Below are 24,100 nucleotides of genomic sequence, written 5' to 3'. Positions count from 1 at the left end.
TTAATAGACTAAAACCATTTCTTACACATGCGGTTCAAAAACTTTTTGTGATAGGATAACCGGAACTTGCTCGATCATTGAATCGGTGCCGTAAAAAGGGCAAATGGCAGTCTTTTCATCATCGCACCATTTTAGAAGGATGAAATATTTTTAAACAATAAAAACAACCGCAAATTTCATCGTTTTTCAATTCTTTTCGATTAAAACTGATGAATCGGTGTGCTGTTCTGCACAGACTTCCCTTCAATTTATCGCCTTCCTAATTTTTGCAAAAAAATTCTCTTGCTATAATATCTGAACGGCCATACCAAGGGGTAAAATCTTCTATTGTATACAAATGCATCATACATGCTATTATTGAACAAAATTCTCATCAGCTCCACTTCATTCACAAGAACAACCTGTACCTTCTTTTCGTTATTTTTTTCACGTCATAAATTGCCTTTCTTATAATGTATTTTTTTAAAAGTGGTTATCCAGAAAGTCAAATCCCTATCGAAAACAAAAAATCATAAACGTCGATATATCAACGTCTCTAAAACATTAAGGGGCGTCTATAAGCCGGAAAATCGACTTATTAGACAGCCCCTGTCCATCACTTTTTATTGTGCTATTTTTTTAGGATGATCTGGCAATTCATTGACTGAAACAACTTGGTCTGTTTTCTTTTTTGGTTTTTTCCAATACTTTTCGTTGCCAGGCAGATCATCAAACCATGTTGCATCATCAGGGCAATCAAGCACCATAAATTGTCCATAATTGCCATCTCTAGATTGGTGATATTTCAAATACGCTTTTCCGTTTTCGATAGCTAAAATCTCGATTTTCCCAGAGGTATGGCTCATTGACAGGCGGACGCGCTTGCCTAGACCTGACGTTCTTGCTTTTGCTTGTTCAACGATATCGTAAACTTCTTTCAATGTTAATACAAAGTCACTGTTGCCAGCAACAGGTCGATTCACAAAGAAATAATAAGGTGTTACTCCCGCCCATGATAACTTATCTAATAATTCGCCTAAAACAACAGGATCGTCATTAATTCCTTTTAATACTGGAGTTTGGTTGACCACTATTGCTCCGGCATCATGGAGCGCTTCAAAAGCTTTTTTTGCTTCTTTCGTAATTTCTCTCGGATGGTTGACGTGAGCCATAATGTAGATTCGTTTTTCAGGAGATGAAAACTCTCTAATGAGTTGGAGTAAAGATTCATCTTCATAAATTCTCATAGGGTTAAAGACAGGCATTTTGGAGCCGATGCGGATAATTTTTACATGCTCGATTTCTCGTAAGCTTTCAATGATCATGCGCAATTTTTTCGTAGCAAGGATTAAAGGATCCCCTCCAGTTAGAAGAACATTGTTGATTTCAGGAGTTTTGCGAATATAGTCAATACCAGGCTGTACGTCTGCCATCGCTTCTTTTACATCACTTCTAAATAATCTTTTTCGAAAGCAATAGCGGCAATATGCTCCGCAAACCTCAGAAACTAGCAGCAATGCTGTTGTTTTGTACTTATGCTGGCAGCCAGGAACGACATAGTTTGTATCTTCATCTGATGCGTCCCACCTCCCATACTCTCGCATTTCTCCTTCATTTGGAATAACTAATTTTCTGATAGGGTCGTTTGGATCATTCCAGTCGATCAGGCTTAAATAATAATCATTGACCCGAAACACATATTTTTCTGTGATCGGCTTCAGCTTTTCCCGTTCCTCTTTTGGGATTTGTTCAATTTTGTCGATGTTTGTTATATATTTTGGCATCGCCACATGTATCACTCCCCCATCATTTGTTAACAGTTCTATGATAACATATAGTAACAAATTATTTAGCAATATGTCCAAAACGTTCATTATTTTTTTGCAAATTTCGATAATATTTTTCAAAAAAATTTGCCTTCCAGCAAGGAAAACTATTAAGCTAGTTTTCCAATGCGGACTTTTCTCTAATACAAGTCAAAATAGAAGGCAGATTCCACTACATTTGCTAAAACAAGGAATAAATATCTGACATATCTTGATAAGCTTTCACTAAATTTAGAATCCTTTTTTGCGAGTCTTTATCCCCGCTCAAACAATATATTGACTTAAGCCAAAAATGGAAAAAAAATCGTTTTCTATATTTTATATAAATAACTGTAGATGAGCAAATTCACTAACATAAATTTACATCCGAACAAAAAAAAAGGAGACATGAACCCGATTCCTTGATTAGAATAGATGTGTCACCAAACCATTCTCAAGGAGGTTCATGTCTCATGAATAGACTACCACATCACCAAGGAATCGACAAGTTTTTCGCAATGTTGGGGCTGGCCCTTTATTTCTCTAAGCCGGTCATGAAGCATCTCGTTCATATTATCGATGCGCTGACAACGAAAGGATTTGTGGGAACCTTGACCGATCTGCATCATGAGAGCTTTCATCCCAACCATCGAACGACACTGAGCCATTTTTTCACGAAAAGCCCTTGGGATGAAGAAATCTTGCTTCGCAAACTCCAGCAGTGGATGCTTCGTCATGTGGAACGAACGGCCAAGCGAAAGAATCACCCCATTTTTGTTTCGATCGATGATACGATCTGCCGAAAAACGAAGCCTTCGTCACAGGCGAAACACGCTATTGAAGGGTGTAATTGGCATTATTCTCACGCGGACAAAAAGTCGATTTGGGGACACTCTCTCGTCTGGCTCATGGTTCATACGATGACGCAAGCCTTTCCCTTTGCGTTTCGCCTCTACGACAAGGCGGATGGGAAAAGCAAGGGTCAATGGGCCATCGAGATGCTTTCTTCTTTGGATGTGCACGGTTCTGTTTATGTGCTGATGGATTCTTGGTACCCATCGAAAACACTCGTGGAAGCCTGCCTGAAAAAAGGATTCCACGTCATTGCGATGCTCAAGACGAATCGGGTTCTTTATCCAAAAGGCATCGCCATCCAAGCCAAACAGTTTGCCCGCTATATCGAACCGAACGACACCCATCTCGTCACGGTGGGAGAAGAGCGTTATCGCGTGTATCGCTACGAGGGAGCGCTGAAAGGTCTCGATGATGCCGTTGTGTTGTTGGCTTGGAAAGCCGATCAGCCGATGACACCTGAACATCTTCACTGCGTCTTGAGCACCGACCGGGAGCTAAGCGATGAAGAGATCTTGCGCTACTATGCCCAGCGTTGGTCGATCGAATGCTTTTTTCGACAAGCGAAAGACCAGCTGAAGCTCGATGGGTACCGCGTTCGTCAACGTCGGGCGGTGAAACGGTATTGGATCTTGGTGCAACTCGCTTATGTGTACAGTATGGTCGAATCCAACAGCGATTTCTCTACCGGGCTTGACTTCCTTCGAAAGAAGAAAGGACATAGCCTCGTGGAGTTTATTTACGATGCAGCGAAACAAGATATTCCCATTGATGTCGTTAAAAAACAGCTTCATGTGGCATAAGGGGTACTCCGTTTGTCTCTTTTTACATGGTAATTATTGTAATGAAAATTGCTCAACTACAGTAAATAAGTAAAATAAGCGGCTTCCTGCTTTACATGAATTCTTTCGGGCAGCATGAAGCATTGCTTAAACTGATACAGCCTTCAACAGTTCTTTTACCGCATAGGCAAAGCCGTTCTCATCGTTCGTTTTCGTGACAAAATCGGCTTTTTCTTTCACTTCCTTTGGAGCATTTCCCATTGCAACCGATGTGGTCGCGATCTCGAATTGGGAAATGTCGTTGCCTCCGTCGCCAAACGCATAAATTTCTTCAAATGTCAGCTGCTTCATTTTTTGATAGCGTAAAATCGCTTTTCCTTTATGTGCTTCGCTGGAGGTAATTTCAATATTATTCGGAAATGATGAGGCAATGGAGAGGTCGCTTCTTTCGCTTAAAGCTTCCTTCACTCGATCGATTTTTTCCGTTTCATCATGATTCACTAATCCAATCAGCTTATAGATTTTTACATTTTCCAGCTTGAAAATAGAGTCATAATCAAATTGGCGAAACATCTCTTCGATCTCTTTCCAGCTCAGCTTATGCAAAGGCGGTAAAGTGGATGGAAAGCCACCCTGATTGGTGTAAACGAGAATTCCGACATCCAGAGCATTTACTGCTGCAAAAATTTCTTTAAACGTTTTTTCATCTATTGTTGCTTCATACATCAGCTCTCTTTTATCGGAATATAATACAGCCCCATTAACACAAAAAATCGGCACTTGGAGCTCTTCAACCGCTTTAATCTTGATGACGTCCGGAAATGCACGTCCCGTATTTAAAATGACTTCATGTCCTTGCTTTTTCAATTCATGTAAAACTGATAAATTTTCATGTGAAATTTCATGCTGCGAATTTAATAGTGTGCCATCTAAATCAATTGAAAAACATTTCATATCCTCATCCCAATTCCTTTCTTTTTTTAAAATAATAAAGAAACTTCTTATTTTTCTCTTACCTATTTTATCAAAATCGTCCTGATCGCTGTAAAGATTTCCTGTTTACAAGAAAATCACTGCATTATCGGTCAAAGAGCTTGATTTGCCAGAAAGTCACTTTCCGCTCGGTTGATGGCTGCCCAAAAGATTGAAGAGGTTTAGAAAATTAAAAAGAAAGCTTCAGTACAAAATGGACAGTGACATCTATGCAAAAATAGCTGGATTCGAAGCATCGGCTGGGTATACAACAAATGACAAGAAGATGGCAAATAGATACACGCACAACTAGGCTATAGATGCAAATTGTCTGGCTTTTTTACCTTCAACTGGAAAAATTTTTTCATAGTGATTCACTCTTCAATGTTATAAGTTTTTATTAGGGAGTGAATATCAAATGATCTATCGAAGTGTCAAACAACTGGAAAAAGAATATAAACTAAAAGAAGCCCTTCGTTCTGTCAGAGATTTATGGTATCAACTAACGGAAGGGTATGTAACGATCCCTGAATCGACTGAAAAGCTTCAATCTTTCATTGAATATTTTGAAGGAGAATTGCCTGCAGGATGGATCCTCACAATGGATGAACAAGGAACGATACAAGCACGTACAAATTATTCTAATAGATTTAGTCAGATGTTAGTATGTAAAAGCTTTTCTGGAAAAGAGCGTGTAAAAATAATTTCTTAAATGTTTTCCCTCAGTATCGCAGACTGAGGGGTTTTTTGTATAAAATTAAAAATTTCAAACATAATACTAACTGTTAAAAAATTACTTAGGAGGGATTGAAGGTATGAATCAATTAGGTGCTCATGAATTAATGGAAGTACATGAAGTTTTAACAAACACAATTGATGGAATTAACCAATTTCAACTTTATCAGCCCCATTGCAAAGATCCAGAGCTGCAAAACATTTTGCAAAATCAAATCATTTTTATGACAAATGAATACAATTCAATCGTTCAAATAGTAAGAAACAAGAGCAGTCAGCAAAATTTCAGCACTTACCGCCCATTGAAAAATGCAAGCCCTTCCTTTGGCACCTCAGGCGGAACACCGGAAGCTCCCAACAGCTCAATAAACGAGATGAACGACCATGATGTTGCGTCAGGAATGTTAGGATGTTTAAAAGCGTCAGCAGCATTAAGGATGCATGCTGCATTGGAATGCTCAGATCCGGAATTAAGAAATGTCGTGCTCCAAGGGGCGAAAAATTGCGCAGAGCAAGCTTATGAAGTTTGGCAATATATGAACCAAAAAGGTTATTATCAAGTGCCGGTCTTTCAGCAAAATACTGCTCAAGCGATCATCAATCATTATCAACCGGCTGGCAATCAAATGAACAATCAGCAGACATAAAACGATAAAGCAGCAGGGCTTACCCTGCTTCTGCTTTATTTTTTAGCTATTGCGAAGAAAAAAATTTAGCTTTCGCTCATAATTTGCTTGTTTTCTTTTTCCTCTAGACTTCCGTCTTTTACTTCTTGCGAATTTTTCATAAAAAACGATAAGACGAGAGCGATCGCAGAGAATATCCCTGCCACTACAAAAGATATATTTACTCCATGTATCATTCCTTCCATACCTTTTTCAGGCAAGGCTGTATTTGTCATGACTGTCACAAGCAAGGCTGTTCCAACTGCACCAGCTACTTGCCGCATTGTGTTGTTCATCGCAGTTCCGTGTGAAATTAAATATGTAGGCAGTTGATTTAAACCGGCGGTTGTCACCGGCATCATGACCATCGCAACACCGACCATCCTGAAAGCATTTACTGCCGCTAAATAGGTAAACGTTGTATGTAAGGTGAGGTGCGACAGCATAAACGTCGTGATCGTTAAGGTAAAAAATCCAATAATCGCCAGCCATTTGGCACCGAATTTATCAAATAATCTGCCTGTTATCGGGTTGGCCACCCCTTGGACAAGTGCGCCTGGCAAGAGCACCAGTCCGGACTCAAATGCTGAAAATCCCAGCATATTTTGCATAAACATCGGCAAAATAACTGCTCCGCCAATCATAGACATAAACACAATCATGCCTAAAACAGTTGTGATCGAAAATGTCTTGCTTTTAAATACTTTGAATTCCAGGATCGGCTCATCCAATTGCAGCTGTCTAATTATAAACCAAGTAAGAGTGGTCAAACCGATGAAGAGCGATAAAATAACTTGACCGCTCCCCCAGCCGCTGCTTCCAGCTGCGCTGAATCCATACAATAAACCGCCGAAGCCTAACGTTGAAAGGATGATGGATAAAATATCGATTTTTGGGTAAGTTTGCCGCGTAACGTTTTTTAGGATGAAAAAAGCTAAGATAAGATCAATGACTACAATAGGTAAGAGCACATAAAACAAGCTTCTCCATGCAAAATGCTCTACAAGGTAACCAGATAAAGTCGGACCAATTGCTGGCGCAAATGCAATAACGAGTCCAAACATCCCCATTGCCGTTCCTCTTTTTTCAACGGGAAAAATTAAAAACAAGATTGTCTGCATCAGCGGCATGATAATTCCGGCACCAGCAGCCTGCGCCACTCTCCCTGCCATTAAAACAGAAAAATTAGGAGCAATTGCACAAATTGCAGTTCCAACAGCAAAAATTCCGATGGCTGTAAGAAACAGTCCTCTTGTCGTAAAACGACCAATCAAAAACGCGGTGATCGGTATCATAATCCCATTAACAAGCATAAAAATCGATTGCAGCCATTGAACTGTATTGGCATCAACTTTGAAATCCATCATTAAATGCGGCAAAGCAGTTCCAAGCAACGTTTGGTTTAAAATGGCAACAAAAGCGCCGGACATTAACACAATCATGAGCGGCACTTTATTAAAGGTTTCCTGTGCTAGGTCTCGTTCTTCTCCCATATAAATCCTTCTTTCTAACAATTTTTCTATATTATTTAGCGATACAAATAGACTGCTTAATACATGTTATTGTAATATTTTTTCTTTGTAAATAGGAAGAATATATACTTGATGGGGATGAAACTTGAAGAGCGTTTTCCATAAATGAAGCAATTGTTGTCTTTATATTTATATTAGCGTACATTACCATAGTGAAGGAAGATGAAGAAAAAAGCAATTGTTTCGCTCACCTTTATTTTCTTTTTTGATAATAAGTAGGAAACGTTTGAAAAAATTTTTACATCATAAGTGTCAAAAAAAATATCACTCCTTCCAATATAAAAAAGAACAGCCGTTTTTTCTCTTTCGGTTTGAATTGTTTCAAATGCAAAACCCCTTTTCAGCTTTACTTTTTGAAAAGGGGTGACAACAATTTGAAAACAAAAGCATCTTATTTAAATATTTTCAATCGCTCTTCTATTGGTTTTATTTCTTTATCACCGGGCTCAGCTGTCGTTTTTCCGAACGGCATTTGAGCAATTAGTTTCCATTCATTTGGTATATTCCATTCTTTCTTCACTTCATCATCGATGAGCGGATTATAGTGCTGCAGCGAGGCGCCCAATCCTTCAATTTCCAACGAAGTCCAAATCACAAATTGCAGCATTCCAGAAGACTGTTGTGACCAAATCGGGAAATTGTCCGCATATAATGGGAATTGTTCCTGCAACCCTTGAACAACGCGGTCATCTTCAAAGAACAATACAGTACCGTATCCATTTCGGAATGAATTTATTTTTTCATCTGTTGAAGCAAATTGATCCGCTGGAACAATTTTTTGCAACGTTTCTTTCGTTATATCCCACAATTTGTTATGATGCTCGCCAAGCAAAAGAACGACTCGGGCGCTTTGGGAATTAAAAGCGGATGGTGTATATAGAACTGCGTGGCTGATCACTTCTTGAATACGCTCATCAGAAACAGTTGATTCTTTACTGATTCCGTAATAAGTGCGTCGATGTTTGACTGCTGAATAAAAGTCATTTGACACGTTCATCTCTCCTTTCTGAATTTCAATCTTTTTATATCATTCCTTTTAAACGCTTTGCCTATTACACTTCTTAGTAACGTTTTGAATAAAATTTTTTCTTGTAAGAGCCGTATTTTGAGGGATATAATTTACATGAAATCAATAATATTAGAAAAGGCGGTAAAAACTTGAAACAGCGGAACTTATTTTTCTACATTTTGATTTTTGCCATGATGTTTCTGTTCGGATGTACATCAAAAGAATATAAATCCAACATGGAATCTGGTATTGAAGCGCTAAAAAAAGAACAATACAGCGACGCCATCTCGTTTTTTAACAAAGCTCTTCATGAAAAAAACACTGAAGAAGTTCAATTGGCGCTGGATTTGTCAAAACAAATTAAAGACAGCGTTGCTGCCCTTGAAAAAGGAGAATTTGAAACCGCCATATCATTGGCAGAAAAAATCAAAAATTCAAATGAAACCTCCAAGGTTCTTGATATTCTCAAACCGAAAGCTGAAAAAATAATCGAAGAGGCGGAAAAAACGAGCGCCGCTTTAAAAGAAATGGAATCTGAACTTGAGTCAGGGAAAGCATTGTTGGAAGAAAACAAGTTTGACGAAGCATTCGCCATATTTAAGAAAATTGCGGAAACAACATCAAATAACGAGAAGATCGTCAGCGTTACCAAAAATGCAGAACAATTCATGAATCAAGCGGCTGCGGCGAAAAATCAATACTTGCAGGAGCAGGAGAAAAAACTTCAAGAAGAGCGGCAAAAAGCTGAAGAAGAAGCAAAAAAGAGAAAGGAAGAGCAAAAAAAGGCTGAGGAATCAAAGAAAAGCCGTCCTATAAGCCATACAGAAGCTGAACAGCTAGTTCGGGAGTATTTAAAAATTGAAAATACTTCTAACGTTTACGTTGAATATGATCATGATAATGAAAAAGGCGAATATATTATTCACGTTTATGAAATCGTGATCAGTGATCCGGAGACAAAAGAGGGACATACTTCTACATGGGGCTGGTATGCAGTCGACCCGGTCAAAAAAGTTGTGCGTGATGCGTTTGAATAACAAATTTTAAGGATTTTCCGGTGGATACATTCGGAAAATCCTTTTTCTTTAGTTATTTCATCAGAATGATATTAATTCAACTGATAAGGCTTACAAAATTGCCTTGCTCATTAAACAGCTACTAAGTATTGTTCAAGGATCGAACGCATTTCAGGAGTTAAAGGCTCAGAACGCTGCAACTTAAAATTGTAATGAACGATAACTCCTTCCCCTTTTGCGATCAATTTCCCCGTTTCTGCATTTTTTATTTCATGCTCCATCGAAAAGCTTTTCGTTCCAATCCGCGTAATTTTTGAAGTTACCGTTAATGTATCATGGGCATACGCTTGGGCAAGGTAATCACATTTTGTGGATGCTAAAATAAATTTCCAGTCTTGGTTCCCTACTTGTTTTGATATGTGTTTTAAAAATTTAGTCCGAGCTTCCTCCATATACAAATAATAGCTTGTATTGTTAACATGGCCTGACGCATCCGTTTCGCAATATCTTACATAAATTTCTGTATCTGGAATGGTCTTCATGCTAAATCGTCCTTTCTTTTATGTCTTATTTTTCTGTTTTTATCAATCGATCGATATTTATGTATGAATGGAATTGAATCCTACATGTGTATAGGAATTGTCCATCGGATCATCGATGTGTTTCAAGAAAAAGCAAATTGCTGTACAACGTTTGAAGAACAGGCGTTTCAACACCAATCTGCCGCCCCTTTTTCACGATAAACCCGCACAATGATTCGATTTCCATCCTTTTTCCTTTCAATCGATCTTGCAGCATGGACGGCTTATGCTTCAGAGCTGCTCCTGAATTGGCAAAAGTGCGATGAAACATTTCTTCATCTAATGGAATCCCGATTTTATTGGCTACTCGCATCACTTCTCGGCAAGCATTTTCAGCTGTTTTCCTCAATTCTTTATGCTCCATAATTTCACCGACAGTCGCTTTGGATAAAGCAGCAAGCGGATTGAAGGTTGCATTCCACAACAGCTTTTTCCACTTATCCAGCATGATATCATCTGTTGTTTTTACAAAAATTTCAGCTTGACGAAAAAGATCTGCCACTTTATCGCGGAACGAAATGAGAGATTCATCCAGAGCACCGATTACTAGTTTTGCTCTTCCGCTATGCTTTATGACCCCAGGCTCTTCCACATGTGACGACAGATAGGTTGCAGCTGACAAGAGCCTTTTTCCACCTAAAATTTGAGCGAGCTTTTCTTCATTGTCGACTCCATTTTGCAGCGTCAAAACAACTGCGCGATCATTCTGCAAAGAGGCAATCTGTTCTGCTGTACTTTCCGTGTCTGTTGATTTCACACAAAACAGTATCAGCTCACAATCAGCAAAATCCTCTATTTTATCTGTAAAAACACCGTCTATTGTGAGGAGTTGATCATTCGTTTTAACCACTAAACCTGATTTTTTCATTGCCTCTAAATGCTTGCCCCTTGCAAGAAAAACAACATCATGTCCGGCTTTCTTTAACAAAGCTCCAAAATAGCCGCCGACCGCGCCAGCTCCAGCAACAGCGATTTTCATAACATTCCCCCTTCAATTGAATCAAAAAGCTTATGAATGACAGAATAAACAGAAAATAATGAAATGCAAGTTTTGCACCTCAATTATTAACCTAATCTTTTCATTAATCAAGTGAAAGCATTCGGGACTGAAAAGTCTTGAGTGTTTAAAACCAATAGTAAAAACGAGCCTCCAAAACAGATAATAATCTTGAAATCAATATCAGACTCTAGACTATTATGATTTATTCTATGTTCCATGAGGATTCGCAAAGCGCGCAGATCACAAACACTCATAACTTAAAATGACGGCAATGCTATAAAAAAAGAAGCAGAAGTTGAAAAAAGCCTTTCCAAAATGAACGAACTCCGTGAAATAGCTTCTCTCCCCCACCGAATCGTTGACTTAGCTTTCGAATAAAATACGCCTAATTTATTTTCAAGTCTTGTAAACATACAGCAGCTGGCACGTTTTTGCTTTCTTAAATTTTACAGTTTATATGAAAAATGAACAGATAGGTTTAAGCATCCATCCAACACACATAACCCCGTTCTAAGTTTAGGACGGGGTTACAATAAAATGGTTTACTTTTTAAGAACAATGCTTCACTTACATCAAGATTTTTAAAGGTTAATCATTGGATAAAATGACTTTCATCGCTTTTTCTTTAGCCGCATTGCGAAATACTTCGTATGCCTGCAAAATCTGGTCCAGCGAAAAACGATGAGTGACTAACTGTTCCGGTTTAATTTTTCCTGACTGCACCGTCTTTAGCAGCAACTGAAAAATTCTTTTTATATATTACTGCCATTAAAAGCGGAACAACGATTGCCAAATCCATTAAAGTGCCTAGGATGACCCATCCCATTTCCTCAGGCAATACCATAATCGACAAAGGCGACCTATATATTAGAAAATTGGAACAAAGCACCAGCACTAATAAGGACAACCATATATACCTTTTTTTATCAAATTGCCAAGCTTCCACAAATCCATCCCTTTTTACCTATATTGTAACAGATTTTAAAATATTTCGTCTTTTATTTTTGTTAATTTTCAAAATTGCCAGCTTTCTCCTTGTCTCTGCTGATTTTAAGAAACGAACATGTTCCTAAATGGAGTGTGATTGATTTCTTGAGGTAATACGAAAGAACTAAATTTGAACATGCATCCTCTGTATGTGAACAGTCAATCATCCCATAGTACAACCTTTACAAGAATTCATTGCCTTAAGAGATATAAAACTGAAACATATTATGCTTTTTCATTCAACTAATGCAAACCTCCCTCCTTTCCGTTATACTTAAAACGTTGTTGATTGAAAGAAAGGAGCATTATATGAAATCTCTCGTTTTAGCTGAAAAGCCGAGCGTTGCACGTGAGATAGCCCGTGTGCTTGGCTGCAAAAAAGAGCATAAATTTCACTTTGAAGGAAGCAAGTATATCGTAACGTGGGCGCTCGGTCATTTAATTGAATTGAAGATGCCGGAACATTACGATCCAAAATATAAAACATGGCGGCTGGAAGATTTGCCAATTATCCCAGAAAAAATGGGGTTAAAAGTAATTAGACAAACGAGCCGGCATTATAAAGGCATAGAACTGTTGGCGAAACGAACGGACATTAAAGATTGCATTATCGCAACAGACGCCGGACGTGAAGGCGAACTCGTTGCAAGATGGATTTTAAAAAAGCTGAACTGGAAAAAGCCGATTTTGCGCCTATGGATTTCATCTCAGACCGATAAAGCCATTCGTGACGGTTTCAAGCATTTAAAACCTGGGAAACAATTTGAAGCATTATATCAGTCTGCTGTTTGCCGTGCTGAGGCAGATTGGCTCATCGGCTTAAATGTGACAAGAGCTTTGACGACGAAATATAATGACCCGCTTTCGGCAGGGCGCGTGCAGACCCCAACCCTTGCCATGATCATGAAAAGGGAAACAGAAATTCAAAAATTTGTACCGAAGCCGTATTGGACGATTCATGCAAAAATCGGTTCCATTCATACCATCTGGGAGCGAAACGGCGAAAAAAGAATTTTTTCCAAAGAAACGGCTGAACATCTATTGGCAAACTTGAATGGTAAAAAAGGTACAGTCATCAAAGTGGAGCGCAAGCAAAAGAAAGAAAATCAGCCGCTTCCATACGACCTAACCGAGCTGCAGCGGGATGCCAACAAGCGTTTCGGATTTTCCGCAAAGAAAACGTTAACGATACTTCAAAAGCTTTATGAGCATTATAAGCTTGTCACATACCCGCGGACAGACTCCCGTTATTTAACTGCGGATATGGAATCGACAATGTTTGACAGGCTTCAGGCAATGGCTTCCGGCTATAAAGACGAAATCCGTCCTCTCCTTTCCAACAAAGGAAAAATTTTATCAAAACGGGTGTTCAATAATGAAAAAGTGACCGATCATCATGCCATTATCCCGACTGAGGAACCGCTAAATATGAGCCAGCTTTCCACTGATGAAAGGAAGCTGTATGATTTGATTGCCCGCCGGTTTTTGGCGCTGTTTTATCCTGCTTACGAATATGAAACCGTCCATGCGGTTTTTGATGTGAACGGAGAAACACTCACTGCAAAAGAGACAATTGTATTGAATAATGGATTTAAAACCGTTTTAGGGAAGCAGCAGGATGAGCCGGAAAACAGAAACATCCCTGCTTTAGTTAAAGGACAATCTTTTGCTGTTCATCAAGTAGAAATAGAAGAAAAATTGGAAGAACCTCCTCTTCGCTATTCAGAGGCGGACATTCTTACGCAGATGGAAAAGTTCGGACTCGGCACTCCTGCAACTAGGGCGGATATTATTGAAAGACTTATCGAAACAGAAGCGGTTGAGCGAAAAAACGGAAGGTTCTACCCAACGAAAAAAGGTAAACAACTGATTGAACTTGTCAATGATGAACTAAAATCACCTGAACTGACAGCGCGCTGGGAAAAAGAGCTTGAAGCGATCGCACGGGGAAAAGGAAATCCTGAATTTTTCCTAAACAACATTCGCAAGCAAACGAAACGGCTCGTTAATGAAATAAAAAATAGCGATAGAAGCTACAAAGCACACAATTTAACCGGCTCCATGTGCCCGGAATGCGGCTCCTTTTTAAAAATACGTTCTACAAAAGAAGGACGTTTATTAGCATGTTCGAACATGGAATGCCGCTATAGCAAACGAAAAGATCCGAAGCTGTCCAACCGGCGCTGTCCACAATGCAAAAAACGAATGGAAATCCATAACGGCAAAGCCGGTGTTTACTTCCAATGCCGCCGCTGCAATGTGGTTGAAAAAGCGGAAGAAAAGAAAACAGCAGTCAATAACCGCAAAGATCGGGCTTTAATTCAAAAATACAGCCCGAAAAGCGATTCTTTTGGCACAAGTTTAGGTGATTTGTTAAAACAGGTGTTGGAAGAAAAACAGCAATAAATAAAAAAGCTTCCGGATGCTGCGTTTACGACAAAAAGTTAGCTTGTTTCTATTTAAAAAACGGTGTCACGACGAATCTGGAATGGTATGCAGTTTGTTTCAAATTTTAAAAGGGATTTGTCAAATAAGTCATTTTTTCGGCTTATAGACAAACCCCTTTAATATTTAGAAACGTTCATATCGATGTTTATGATTATAATGGACTCCACTTTCTGGACAGCTCCTTATCATTCGTTAACTACACGCGAATTAAAACGTTATGTACTATTTGTTCCCCCCTGCATTTCTAAAAAGCTCAAAACAGTCAACCACATATATTCGAAAATGGTCTCCCCTCTTTCGACCTCCCCAATATATTTAAAAATCAAGAATGTTTATACACATGCTGCAGGGTCTTTATCGAACAGTAATCCTCAAGTCGAGATGTTTATAAATTTCTAAAAAAAAGCGGCACCTAAATAAGGCGCCACTTTGAAAGGATTAGTTTTTTTGTACGTTTGCCGCTTGAGGTCCGCGTTGGCCTTCGACAATTTCAAATTTAACAGTTTGCCCTTCTTCTAACGTTTTAAAACCATCGCTTTGAATCGCCGAAAAATGAACAAACACATCGTCTCCACCATCGACTTCAATAAATCCAAACCCTTTTTCACTGTTAAACCATTTTACCTTACCTGTGTTCATGCTTTTTCCTCCAAAAAAAGATTTTACCATTCATTGTTTGTTTTTCATAAGAAAAAAAAGCCGCACACTCATGAGAAATGCAGACCATATAAGATCGCCTGCATTTCAATATGAGGTACGACTTATAATGGATCCATGATAAAACGAACTAAATGGCTAATTCATTATAACCAATCAAACATAAAGAGTCAAGAAAATGTAAGAATGTTCTTGACTCTTTAAGGGTGATACTTTATGTTATGCGCTGCTTTCCCCTAAAAACAAATCTCATTCACTGCCGCGGTAAAGAAAGAACAGAGCTGTCAGCATTAGCCCGATCCCAATCAGGCGGTTTATGTCTATTCGATTTTTCGGCATTCCAAATAATCCAAAATGATCAATGATGACGCTGATGGCCATTTGACCGACGATTCCTGCAAGGAGCGTTACGGCCACCCCAACCTTCGGAACAGAAATAATGGTAAACGTGACGAACATCGCGCCTAAAAATCCCCCAAGCAAATTCCATTTTGGAACTTGAAACAAATCGGTAATGTGGCCCTTTCCAAAAAATAAAACAAGGAACGCTAAAACCATTGTTCCAACAAAAAAAGAGACAAATGCTCCTTCAACAGCACCGATTTTTTTGCCTAGACTTCCGTTAATCGGCGACTGTATTCCTATCATCATCCCTCCCAGTATCGCTAAAAAAATGTAAATCCATTTCATCCTGAACCCTCCCCAGAAATATAATTTCTCTTCTAGCCGCTTGAACTCCTTTACGTAAAAACGTTCTTAAGTAAAAAAGTTGATTTTCTAAAATTTTCATTTTGTAAAAAAAGAAGAGACTTAAAAAAACGGCGCTTTTGTAAAAGCTCTTAAAATGATGAAAGACAACAGAATTTATCAATAAATTTTTGTTGTCTGAAAGTGCAAACCTGCCGTTCAGATGAGAATCAAACCCGTTAAATAATTTTCTAGCACCCCCACAGAAAATGATGCTGTAAAGGAGGAGATGAAGACCGATCTATTTGTTTGATGAAGAGCACAACGTTTACAAGTATATTCGGCCTGATGATTAGTTCAATTATCCATTAACGACAATTTACTACACTTGTTATATGTAAAGACCTTAAAAAAATTATATTCAGCAAACTATTTTCTCTCATGTCATTTTCTAGATCAACCATTTTCAACATATATATAAACAAAAAAAGGAGGCACTTATGATCATTCATATTATACAAAGAGGAGAGACTTTATGGAACATAGCTGAACGCTACGGTATCAGTCTTTCAGAAATTATTGCTGCAAACAGTCTGCCCGATCCTAATCGATTACTGATTGGCCAATCACTTGTGATTCCCATTGCTTTTCGTCAACATATCGTCCGAGCAGGGGAAACATTATGGCAAATTGCCCAAAAATATGGAGTTGCCGTCGGGTCTATTGTTCAGGCTAACCATATTAGTGATCCTTCAAAAATTAATCCGGGAATGATTTTAATCATTCCGCCTCGCATCCATACTGTGAAGCCTGGAGAGAATTTATGGCAAATTTCTCAAATTTACCGTATATCCGTACAGGAAATTGCCAAAGCCAATCGAATTCAAAATCCCGACCTTCTTTATCCGGGGACAAGATTAACGATTCCTTTTGTAAAACCAGTCATTGACGTAAATGCATATACAATCCATGCAGGTGAAGAAGGAGGCAAAGAAGTTCGAGAAGCTGGCAGCTTTTTAACATACGTTTCTCCATTTGCCTATATCATCCGGGAAGACGGCGGACTCGATGCAATAAACGACACAGCGATTCTTCAAGCTGCTTTAACAGAACAAGTGATACCAATGATGAGCATAACAAATTTTACGTTCAGGGACCCCGGGTCACGGCTGGCTCATGCCATCCTTTCAAATACGGAACTGCAAGATCGTTTATTGACCACCATTATAAACACTATGAAAGAAAAAGGTTATCGTGGATTAAATATTGATTTTGAAAATGTATTTCCTGACGATCGTGAGTTATATAATCAATTTTTACAGCGCGCCGTTGATCGATTGCATAAAGAAGGATATTTTGTTTCGACCGCGCTCGCCCCTAAAACGAGCGCAGAACAAAAAGGAATATTATATGAAGCACACGACTATGCCGCACACGGCAGAATTGCAGATTTCGTTATTTTAATGACATACGAATGGGGTTATAGGCTTGGACCTCCTCAGGCGATCTCCCCGCTTAATCAAATCAAACAAGTGCTAAATTATGCTGTAACCGTCATTCCAAGAAATAAAATCTTTATGGGCTTCCAAGTATATGCTCGTGACTGGCTCCTTCCCCATGTTCAAGGTCAGGAAGCAGAAACATTTGATATGCAAGAAGCGATTCGTCGAGCGGTTCAACACGGTGCTGTGATACAGTATGATCGAACATCTCAATCTCCGTTTTATCGGTATGTGGATGAACAAGGCCGTACGCATGAGGTCTGGTTTGAAGACGCGCGCAGCACCCGGGCAAAATTTGATGCGGTAAAGGATTACGGTTTACGGGGAATTAGTTATTGGGTACTTGGCTATCCGTTCCCGCAAAATTGGGTATTACTTGAAGACAATTTTCAAGTGCGGAAATTCCGTTCAATTCATTGATAGAAGAAGTCTCTCATAGCACAAATGAAAATAAGGGAACCTAGGCACAAAGCGTATGTTCCCTTCTCGCTTATTCCTCTTTCATAAACGGCCACCAGTTCGCTTTACCAAACATTTTGACCATCACCGGTACAAATAGCGGCAGTACAACAAGAGCATATAAAAATAATCCTGTTAAAACAATTGTGGCAATTTCGAGCAGCGACAGCACACCGGACGGAAGCATCGCCGCAAATGTTCCGCCTAAAATGACCGCGGCGGAAATAATGACCGTTCCCATATGACGCATAGCTGAAAGCATCGCTTCTGTGACAGGCAAATCTCTGTATTCGTTGAAGCGGTTCATAAGGAAGATGCTGTAATCTATGCCAAGCGCAATTAAAATGACAAATGAGAAAAATGGAACTGCCCAGTTCAAACCGTCGTATCCAAGAAGGCGAACGAAAATGACTTCTGACACCGCCATTGATGTGTAATACGTTAGAATAAGCGATAAAATTAAATAAATCGGCATGACAAACGAGCGCAGCAATGCAATTAATATAAGAGCAATCCCTATCAGCATCAATACAACTGTGCGGGAGTAGTCGTTTGCTGAAATCTCGTTCAAGTCGGAGTAAATGCTAGTAACCCCGTCATAGGCAATTTTCGCATTTTCAAGCTTCGTGTCTTTTACGGCAAACTCCACCGCTTGTTTGACCTCAGTAAGCTGATCCATCGCTGAAGTTGAATATGGATTTTTCTCGAAAACAACATCAATGGTTGTCACTTTGCCGTCATTCGATAAGTAAGCTTCTTTCGCATCCGCAAATTCTTTGCTTTCAAGCACTTCCTTCGGCATGTACCAGCCTGCCATTTCCTGATTTGAAGAAGAAAGACCCGATAAGTAATTTTCGGCAGAACCGAGACCGTCGGCTACTTGTTTTAGACCATCCACGCTTTTGTCAAGGCCTGAAATCAGCTGATTCATTTGTCCATCCAGCTGTGAAAAACCTTGCAGCAATTCCTCCTGTCCATTGTTGACTTGGCTTAAGCCGTTAGACAGCTCCGGCAATTTTGAAATGATGGTTTGCTGTCCAACCGCTGCTTTATTCAACCCTTTTTGCAGCTGATCAAGCCCGTTGATGAGCTCTCCCATTCCATTAACGAGCGCTTTTTGACCTGAAAGTAATTCAGAATATGAACGGTTCGCCTGCTCTATTCCATTTGTCACTCGCTGAAGCGCTCCGTTAATTTGCTGAAATCCGCTTCTCATTTGTTTTGCTTGTTCACTAAGCTGGGAAGCTGCCATTTTTACCTGTTGATACTCAGCATCCTGCTGAAGCTGCTGATGTCGTTGTTCGATGCGGTTTAAAGATTCACTCATGCCGGATAAATGTGTTGACAATTGACCGAGATGTGATTCCATCTGTTGATATTGTTTCAGCAATGAATGTAGACTGCTTCCGGCTGTTTCATATCCTTTCAAAAGCTGTTCTGCGCCGGATTGCAGCTTTTTCGCATTGTTTTGAACGGTCTCAAGCCCTTTCTTTATGTCACCGGCACCCATCGATCCGCTCTCGATCCCCTGTTTAACTTGCGAAAGCCCTTTTTCAAGATCACCGACGCCGGCTTTTAATTCATTTGTTCCGGAAACGAGTGCTTCAATACCGTCTGTTGCTTGTTTTAATTTCGGAGATGATGCAGAAAGCTCTTTGCTCGCTTCATTCAAACCGGAGCTGATTTGTTCAAGCCCTTCATTTCCCTGACCAATTCCGTCTTTCAGCGTTTTCGCCTGTTCTGTCACAAATAATTGGTCGATCTGTTCGCCTGTCGGTCTCGTTACTGAGCGGACCGTCTCGACACCTTCAACTTTTTCGATGCTTCTGCTTATTTTTTCAATTAAAGCAAAATATTCCGTCCTATTCATGTTATCATCATTTTTGATCACAATTTTTGTCGGCATCGCTTCGCCTGGGTTGAAGCTTTTCGAAATAATATTAAAAGCCTTGACAGAGTCGTAATCATCCCCGATTTCTTGAAGGGAATTAAACGACAGCTTGCCGTCATAGGAAAGCAGCACTGGGAGGGTAATGATTCCTACGATGATTAAAGAAACAAGCGGTCTGGTGAACGAAAAACGTCCTGCAAAGTCCCATAGCTTGCTCTGTTTATGTTCCAGATTTCCTTTAACTGGCCAAAACAACACCGGGCCAAGCACAGCCATGAAAAACGGAACAAGCGTCATAAGTGCTACCAGCAGGATGGCGACTCCGACAGCGACTGCCGCAGCCGATTGATAAAGCTTAAATGATGACAATCCGATCGCCGCAAAGCCGATCATAACGGCTAAACCGCTGAAAAACACTGTTTTTCCTGCCGTGCGATAGGTTGTTACAATCGCTTCAGTTCGGCTTTCTTGTTTGCCAAGCTCCTCTTTAAAGCGGCTTAACAGTAAAATGCAATAGTCTGTACCGATCCCGAACAAAATGGCGACCAAAAATATTTGCGTAAAAGTGGACAATGGAAAATTCACCATTTCAACTAAAAAGGCGACAATTGACTGTGATGCCAAATATGTCATGCCGACTGTCAAGAGCGGCACAAATGGCGCTATAAGCGAGCGGAAAACGATCAGCAAGACAATCAAAATAAACACGACTGTTATGCCCTCTGTTTTTTTCACTCCTTCCTGCGAGCTGACAATAACGTCTTCATCGATGATCCAGCTGCCGGTATAATAATGCTCTAATGAAATATTATCGATCACTTTATAAAGAGCGGATGTCATTTCTTTTGCCGTTCTTCCGTCTCTTTCCATTTGTATTGACGTCAAGATGGTGGTTTTATCTTTTGAAACAAGCTGATCCTTTAACTCCTCTTGATGAAAAGGCGAAACAATTTCTGTAATCCGTAAATTCTCGCTGTGTTGTTCAAGCTGTTTTACAGCTTGTTCCGCTTCTTTCCAATCTTCCTTTGTCAGCCCGTCCTCATTATGCAGCACAAGGGCGACTGATATTAGATCTCCTGAATGCTCTTTGCTCTGAATTTCTTTTAAAATGTCATTCGCGATCGAAGAGGAATAACCTTCTGGAACCGTAATTTGCCCTTTTTCGCGCACAAGCTCCTCCATGTTTGGCGATGTAAAGAGCAAACCAATAACAGCGACAAGCCATAAAATGAGTACAAACCATTTTCCTTTCAGGATTGCCCTCATGACTCAACCTCCAGTTCAAGCAATACGTTTGCCAATTTTTCATAGGTTTGAATAAATGATTCGATCTCGTCCTCCGAAAATTTTGTTATGAACGATCCTACAACTTTATGAACTCTCTCTTCTGTACTTGCAAACAAATTGCTCCCTTTTTCAGTCAAAGCCAAATAAATGACCCTCCTGTCTTTTTCATCGCGAATTCGCTGAACAAATCCTTTCTCAACAAGCCGATTAATCATCGCTGTGATCGCGCTTTTGTTCACTCGAAAAACATTAGCTAGTTCTGTTGAAGTGCACCTTTCCTTTTGATGGATATAGCGCAAAAGATAGTGTTGTTCGTTTGTGATATCTGGATCAATTTCACATTTCACAAGTTCCTCCGCTCTTTTCGTCACAATGAACGAAACCTTAATATACCGTTCGATCAATTCATCTATTTTTTTTCGATCCATTGTCTGCCCCCTATTTTAAATAGTTCAACTATTTAACTATTAAATCATTTAACTATCAACCTGTCAATCAATTTGTATGAAAATTGGCAAACTTCCTCTTCTTCAAACGCGTGAAAGGTGCATTCCAATAAATGAAGGCTTCTCTAACGTGCTGAACGCTAGTTTCCATTCTCTAAAATATGTTCTTAGCATAGAAAAATGTTGTGTGAGCTAAGCTTTTATACTGTAAAAGAGCAGATTCGACGAGTTAGCAGGCAGGACTGTCCGTTGCACTCTCAATGCTTTCGTTATAGAACTGAGAAGCTCCTGTTTCAAGTGTCAGTTAAACGGCGAGCAATTCATGGAAAAAGGGATCAACCTGCAAAGATGATCCCATCCATCGGTTCACAAAATCATCCAAACCGAAACAGCTAGCGAAACAACAATTGGAATAACCTGAATACATACCATCCCTTTAAAGGTGATTCGTTCTTCAGGAATCGGAAATGAAGCCTTTTCACACAGCCAATTAGCAAGCTTCTCCATTTTTGACTTTTTCATTGGAAAATCCGGTATTTCCACTGTATATTTTTTTTAATAATTTATCAATTTCACGATCCTTTTCCATCAGATTCGATCCCCCATTCTTTCCTCATTTTTTGAACCGCTTGATGCAGCCTTGATTTCACCGTGCCCAAAGGAATGTTTAAGATGCGCGCAATATCCTTTTGTGACAGATCATGATAATAAAACAATACGATAACGGCCCGCTGTTCGTTTGAAAGCGATTGAAGCATCCGCTCGACCTCCATTTTTTCATCGGAACGGGATATGTTGACAGGCTCTTTATATAAAAACGGAAGAAGACGGTGCCACCTTGCTCTCATTTTTATTTTGCTGATCATCGTATGATAAGCAATTTGAAAAAGATATGTCTTCAGCCTACCTTTTTCAGGGGAAAAGTAATGCTTTTTTTGCTGCAGCTTCAAAAAATGCATCTTGAACGACATCCATGCTAAGCTGGTCGTCAAGTGTACAACGGTAAATAAAGCGGAAAAGCGGTGCTCGATATCGTTCATAAAGCTCGTTCAAAGCTTCCGTATCACCGTTTTGAAATTTTTCCATGAGCTTTTCATCTGTTAAATTCATCTGACCACCGCTCTTTAATTCCTTTGAACACATACAGGATTCTTCCGATGAACCAAAGAAACGTCATTAAAGTAAACATAAACGATTGATGAAGGAAAAATTGAATGACAGGACTGTTAATGTTATCTCCCCTTATTAGAAAGATAAAGAGTCCTGTGAGGCAGCAAAATGAATAAATTGCGGATATAACCGTAATCGTATCCCAACGGGTCCAATAGAAATAAAGATCGGTTTTTTTAAAATCGATGTTTCCCCATCGATCCCGAACGACCTTTTTATTTAAAGAAGCGATCGAAACACCGAAAATCGTTCCGATGATTCCGCCTACAATTGAACTGATTACCCAGCCGGTTACAGGCATAATTGTCATCTCCTTTCCCATCATTCATTTGTTTATACAAATCGTGAAAGGAAAAAGTTCATTTTTCTCCGTAATTTTTTAATAAAAAGGCTTCAGGTTGATTTCATCTGTAATATTAACAAAATCGCTGTTAGTTCTAATGTTTCGCTGGCCGTTTTACATGAAACGCTCCGATTCCATTCCGTTGATCAACATTTTACATCTTCTTGCAGATAAATCTCACGCTTTTTTCGCAAACGTCATAGGTCCGAAACAGATTCAATCATTTTAATGTTTTATGAAAAATGAAGTTTTCCTGTTTCTTTCTGTCAAGTCGAAAAAGTTGAAGTTGTTTCTTTTCATTCGATACAATGGATGTGCGATTGATTGATAAAAGAAGGTGAAAACATGAAAATTGAAATATGGTCTGATTATGTTTGCCCATTTTGCTATATCGGAAAGCGGCGGATGGAAAAAGCGCTCGAGCTGTTTCAGCACAAGGAGCAAGCGGAAATCGTGTTCCGCAGCTTTGAGCTTGATCCAACCGCCAAAAAGGAATACGATCTTTCCATCCATGAAATCATTGCTCAAAAATACGGCATTTCCGTTGAGGAAGCGAAGCGGGCAAATAACGATGTTGCCAAACAGGCAGAGTCCGTCGGATTGACATTTCGCTTCGAGGAAATGAAGCCAACAAATACGTTCGATGCCCATCGATTAGCGAAATATGCGGATAAAAAAGGGAAAGGAAGAGAAATGCACGAACGGCTCTTTTATGCTTATTTCACTGAATCGAAATTAATCAGTGACCATCAAGTTTTAGTTGAACTCGCAGAAGAAATCGGCTTGGATGGCGACGAAGTCAAGCAAGTGCTTTCAAGCGGTCAATTGGAAGAGGAAGTTAGAAAGGATGAACAGGAAGCCTCACGTCTCGGTGTCAGAGGTGTGCCGTTTTTCGTCATCAACCGCAAATATGCCATTTCTGGGGCGCAGCCAACAGAAGTATTTTTGAAAAGCTTTCAAAAAATATGGGATGAAGAAAACTCTTCTTCGCCGCTCAAACCACTGGCAGCTGATGGCGGAGGACTATGCAACGATCAGAGCTGTGAAATGTAATTCGTTTTGACCGCAAATGGGCAGGAGGAACAACGGTCATCAATAACGACGTGTCCTCCTTTTGCATTTCTTTCAGTTCATGACATCTGTCAATTGCTCACATCGCAAAGTTTGTTTAATTTATTTACTTAAATTCGTTTGTTAACACATATAAAAGAACCGAATCGTCAGGTTATCAATGTATACATCCTTTGTTACATTGACTAACCTTCCCAAGTTTTCTTTAGAGGAACAATTCTTAC

The 24,100-nt window shown here is 39.5% G+C and carries 22 protein-coding genes and 2 pseudogenes; 7 read left to right on the top strand and 17 right to left on the bottom strand.

The features are described 5' to 3' along the window. Positions 1-8: 8 nt before the first annotated feature. Positions 9-235: pseudogene (locus NSU19_RS09400) on the bottom strand (cytoplasmic protein). A gap of 367 nt (positions 236-602) precedes the next feature. After that, a complete protein-coding gene (locus tag NSU19_RS09395) occupies positions 603-1,769 on the bottom strand; it encodes a KamA family radical SAM protein (protein WP_144597999.1) in 1,167 nt (388 codons plus the stop codon). Positions 1,770-2,257: 488 nt separating this feature from the next. On the opposite strand from NSU19_RS09395, the gene NSU19_RS09390 reads away from it, so the two are divergent. Continuing rightward, entirely contained in the window at positions 2,258-3,439 is a 1,182-nt protein-coding gene (locus NSU19_RS09390) for an IS701 family transposase (RefSeq protein WP_063388773.1), read from the top strand. Between the two features lie 126 nt (positions 3,440-3,565). Here NSU19_RS09390 and NSU19_RS09385 read toward each other — a convergent pair whose 3' ends face one another. Continuing rightward, complete coding sequence (locus tag NSU19_RS09385; protein ID WP_066246706.1) at positions 3,566-4,372, bottom strand: Cof-type HAD-IIB family hydrolase; 807 nt, start codon at positions 4,370-4,372, stop codon at positions 3,566-3,568. Positions 4,373-4,808: 436 nt separating this feature from the next. Here NSU19_RS09385 and NSU19_RS09380 point away from each other — a divergent pair, with 436 nt between their 5' ends. Next, entirely contained in the window at positions 4,809-5,102 is a 294-nt protein-coding gene (locus NSU19_RS09380) for a hypothetical protein (RefSeq protein WP_066246704.1), read from the top strand. A gap of 103 nt (positions 5,103-5,205) precedes the next feature. After that, positions 5,206-5,772 carry a spore coat protein gene (locus tag NSU19_RS09375; RefSeq protein WP_063389527.1) on the top strand — a complete coding sequence of 189 codons (567 nt, stop codon included), beginning with the start codon at positions 5,206-5,208 and terminating at the stop codon, positions 5,770-5,772. Between the two features lie 65 nt (positions 5,773-5,837). Here NSU19_RS09375 and NSU19_RS09370 read toward each other — a convergent pair whose 3' ends face one another. Both NSU19_RS09370 and NSU19_RS09365 read right to left on the bottom strand, forming a co-directional pair. After that, the gene (locus NSU19_RS09370) at positions 5,838-7,283 is read right to left on the bottom strand and encodes a DHA2 family efflux MFS transporter permease subunit (protein ID WP_339199873.1); all 1,446 of its coding nucleotides are present in this window, start codon (positions 7,281-7,283) and stop codon (positions 5,838-5,840) included. Positions 7,284-7,713: 430 nt separating this feature from the next. Next, a complete protein-coding gene (locus NSU19_RS09365; protein WP_339199871.1) occupies positions 7,714-8,313 on the bottom strand; it encodes a nitroreductase family protein in 600 nt (199 codons plus the stop codon). A gap of 167 nt (positions 8,314-8,480) precedes the next feature. Here NSU19_RS09365 and NSU19_RS09360 point away from each other — a divergent pair, with 167 nt between their 5' ends. Next, entirely contained in the window at positions 8,481-9,368 is an 888-nt protein-coding gene (locus NSU19_RS09360) for a hypothetical protein (RefSeq protein ID WP_339199870.1), read from the top strand. Between the two features lie 110 nt (positions 9,369-9,478). Here NSU19_RS09360 and NSU19_RS09355 read toward each other — a convergent pair whose 3' ends face one another. From NSU19_RS09355 to NSU19_RS09340, 4 genes and pseudogenes are all read right to left on the bottom strand, one after another. Then, positions 9,479-9,889, bottom strand: coding sequence for a thioesterase family protein (locus NSU19_RS09355; protein ID WP_339199868.1), 411 nt, complete (start codon positions 9,887-9,889; stop codon positions 9,479-9,481). A 109-nt stretch (positions 9,890-9,998) separates the two neighbouring features. Then, positions 9,999-10,907, bottom strand: coding sequence for a 2-dehydropantoate 2-reductase (locus NSU19_RS09350; protein WP_063389532.1), 909 nt, complete (start codon positions 10,905-10,907; stop codon positions 9,999-10,001). Between the two features lie 609 nt (positions 10,908-11,516). Next, positions 11,517-11,666: pseudogene (locus tag NSU19_RS09345) on the bottom strand (alcohol dehydrogenase); the annotation flags it as partial. Beyond that, a complete protein-coding gene (locus NSU19_RS09340; protein ID WP_339195561.1) occupies positions 11,632-11,874 on the bottom strand; it encodes a hypothetical protein in 243 nt (80 codons plus the stop codon). The pseudogene NSU19_RS09345 and the gene NSU19_RS09340, both read right to left, overlap by 35 nt. A gap of 350 nt (positions 11,875-12,224) precedes the next feature. On the opposite strand from NSU19_RS09340, the gene NSU19_RS09335 reads away from it, so the two are divergent. Further along, positions 12,225-14,321 (top strand): DNA topoisomerase III, encoded by a 2,097-nt coding sequence (locus NSU19_RS09335; protein ID WP_339199866.1) that lies wholly within the window; start codon positions 12,225-12,227, stop codon positions 14,319-14,321. A 480-nt stretch (positions 14,322-14,801) separates the two neighbouring features. Here NSU19_RS09335 and NSU19_RS09330 read toward each other — a convergent pair whose 3' ends face one another. Together NSU19_RS09330 and NSU19_RS09325 are read right to left on the bottom strand one after the other, a co-directional pair. Continuing rightward, positions 14,802-15,002, bottom strand: coding sequence for a cold-shock protein (locus NSU19_RS09330; protein ID WP_339199864.1), 201 nt, complete (start codon positions 15,000-15,002; stop codon positions 14,802-14,804). A gap of 267 nt (positions 15,003-15,269) precedes the next feature. Further along, complete coding sequence (locus tag NSU19_RS09325) at positions 15,270-15,710, bottom strand: DMT family transporter (protein WP_339199862.1); 441 nt, start codon at positions 15,708-15,710, stop codon at positions 15,270-15,272. A gap of 497 nt (positions 15,711-16,207) precedes the next feature. Between NSU19_RS09325 and NSU19_RS09320 the strand changes: the two genes are divergently transcribed. Then, positions 16,208-17,629, top strand: coding sequence for a LysM peptidoglycan-binding domain-containing protein (locus tag NSU19_RS09320; RefSeq protein WP_339199861.1), 1,422 nt, complete (start codon positions 16,208-16,210; stop codon positions 17,627-17,629). Positions 17,630-17,699: 70 nt separating this feature from the next. On the opposite strand, the gene NSU19_RS09315 is transcribed toward NSU19_RS09320, so the two are convergent. The 6 genes from NSU19_RS09315 to NSU19_RS09290 all read right to left on the bottom strand — a co-directional run bounded on the left by NSU19_RS09315 (position 17,700) and on the right by NSU19_RS09290 (position 22,763). After that, the gene (locus NSU19_RS09315) at positions 17,700-20,825 is read right to left on the bottom strand and encodes an MMPL family transporter (RefSeq protein ID WP_339199859.1); all 3,126 of its coding nucleotides are present in this window, start codon (positions 20,823-20,825) and stop codon (positions 17,700-17,702) included. Further along, complete coding sequence (locus NSU19_RS09310) at positions 20,822-21,274, bottom strand: MarR family transcriptional regulator (RefSeq protein ID WP_063389539.1); 453 nt, start codon at positions 21,272-21,274, stop codon at positions 20,822-20,824. Before NSU19_RS09310 ends, NSU19_RS09315 begins: the two co-directional genes overlap by 4 nt. Before the next feature lie 384 nt (positions 21,275-21,658). Further along, positions 21,659-21,814: a hypothetical protein gene (locus NSU19_RS09305; RefSeq protein WP_339199857.1), complete on the bottom strand. Its 156-nt coding sequence runs from the start codon at positions 21,812-21,814 to the stop codon at positions 21,659-21,661. Between the two features lie 50 nt (positions 21,815-21,864). After that, on the bottom strand, positions 21,865-22,251 hold the full coding sequence (locus NSU19_RS09300) for an RNA polymerase sigma factor (protein WP_339199856.1): 387 nt from the start codon (positions 22,249-22,251) through the stop codon (positions 21,865-21,867). Continuing rightward, the gene (locus NSU19_RS09295) at positions 22,205-22,378 is read right to left on the bottom strand and encodes a hypothetical protein (protein WP_339199855.1); all 174 of its coding nucleotides are present in this window, start codon (positions 22,376-22,378) and stop codon (positions 22,205-22,207) included. Before NSU19_RS09295 ends, NSU19_RS09300 begins: the two co-directional genes overlap by 47 nt. Before the next feature lie 7 nt (positions 22,379-22,385). Beyond that, positions 22,386-22,763 (bottom strand): hypothetical protein, encoded by a 378-nt coding sequence (locus NSU19_RS09290; protein ID WP_063389541.1) that lies wholly within the window; start codon positions 22,761-22,763, stop codon positions 22,386-22,388. Positions 22,764-23,150: 387 nt separating this feature from the next. On the opposite strand from NSU19_RS09290, the gene NSU19_RS09285 reads away from it, so the two are divergent. After that, complete coding sequence (locus NSU19_RS09285) at positions 23,151-23,858, top strand: DsbA family oxidoreductase (protein WP_339199853.1); 708 nt, start codon at positions 23,151-23,153, stop codon at positions 23,856-23,858. Positions 23,859-24,100 lie beyond the last annotated feature (242 nt).

It is taken from the genome of Aeribacillus sp. FSL k6-2211 (assembly GCF_037966125.1).
GTDB classification, from domain to species: domain Bacteria; phylum Bacillota; class Bacilli; order Bacillales; family Aeribacillaceae; genus Aeribacillus; species Aeribacillus composti.
The sequence above is the reverse complement of the archived record's forward strand: the minus strand, read 5'-3'. Positions and strand labels throughout refer to the sequence as shown.

Excerpts from the sequence above, each read along its gene's own strand:
- NSU19_RS09390 (WP_063388773.1), top strand. The coding sequence starts at position 2,258 with ATGAATAGACTACCACATCACCAAGGAATCGACAAGTTTTTCGCAATG.
- NSU19_RS09385 (WP_066246706.1), bottom strand. The coding sequence starts at position 4,372 with ATGAAATGTTTTTCAATTGATTTAGATGGCACACTATTAAATTCGCAG.
- NSU19_RS09380 (WP_066246704.1), top strand. The coding sequence starts at position 4,809 with ATGATCTATCGAAGTGTCAAACAACTGGAAAAAGAATATAAACTAAAA.
- NSU19_RS09375 (WP_063389527.1), top strand. The coding sequence starts at position 5,206 with ATGAATCAATTAGGTGCTCATGAATTAATGGAAGTACATGAAGTTTTA.
- NSU19_RS09370 (WP_339199873.1), bottom strand. The coding sequence starts at position 7,283 with ATGGGAGAAGAACGAGACCTAGCACAGGAAACCTTTAATAAAGTGCCG.
- NSU19_RS09355 (WP_339199868.1), bottom strand. The coding sequence starts at position 9,889 with ATGAAGACCATTCCAGATACAGAAATTTATGTAAGATATTGCGAAACG.
- NSU19_RS09350 (WP_063389532.1), bottom strand. The coding sequence starts at position 10,907 with ATGAAAATCGCTGTTGCTGGAGCTGGCGCGGTCGGCGGCTATTTTGGA.
- NSU19_RS09335 (WP_339199866.1), top strand. The coding sequence starts at position 12,225 with ATGAAATCTCTCGTTTTAGCTGAAAAGCCGAGCGTTGCACGTGAGATA.
- NSU19_RS09330 (WP_339199864.1), bottom strand. The coding sequence starts at position 15,002 with ATGAACACAGGTAAGGTAAAATGGTTTAACAGTGAAAAAGGGTTTGGA.
- NSU19_RS09325 (WP_339199862.1), bottom strand. The coding sequence starts at position 15,710 with ATGAAATGGATTTACATTTTTTTAGCGATACTGGGAGGGATGATGATA.
- NSU19_RS09320 (WP_339199861.1), top strand. The coding sequence starts at position 16,208 with ATGATCATTCATATTATACAAAGAGGAGAGACTTTATGGAACATAGCT.
- NSU19_RS09315 (WP_339199859.1), bottom strand. The coding sequence starts at position 20,825 with ATGAGGGCAATCCTGAAAGGAAAATGGTTTGTACTCATTTTATGGCTT.
- NSU19_RS09310 (WP_063389539.1), bottom strand. The coding sequence starts at position 21,274 with ATGGATCGAAAAAAAATAGATGAATTGATCGAACGGTATATTAAGGTT.
- NSU19_RS09305 (WP_339199857.1), bottom strand. The coding sequence starts at position 21,814 with ATGAAAAAGTCAAAAATGGAGAAGCTTGCTAATTGGCTGTGTGAAAAG.
- NSU19_RS09300 (WP_339199856.1), bottom strand. The coding sequence starts at position 22,251 with ATGCATTTTTTGAAGCTGCAGCAAAAAAAGCATTACTTTTCCCCTGAA.
- NSU19_RS09295 (WP_339199855.1), bottom strand. The coding sequence starts at position 22,378 with ATGGAAAAATTTCAAAACGGTGATACGGAAGCTTTGAACGAGCTTTAT.
- NSU19_RS09290 (WP_063389541.1), bottom strand. The coding sequence starts at position 22,763 with ATGCCTGTAACCGGCTGGGTAATCAGTTCAATTGTAGGCGGAATCATC.
- NSU19_RS09285 (WP_339199853.1), top strand. The coding sequence starts at position 23,151 with ATGAAAATTGAAATATGGTCTGATTATGTTTGCCCATTTTGCTATATC.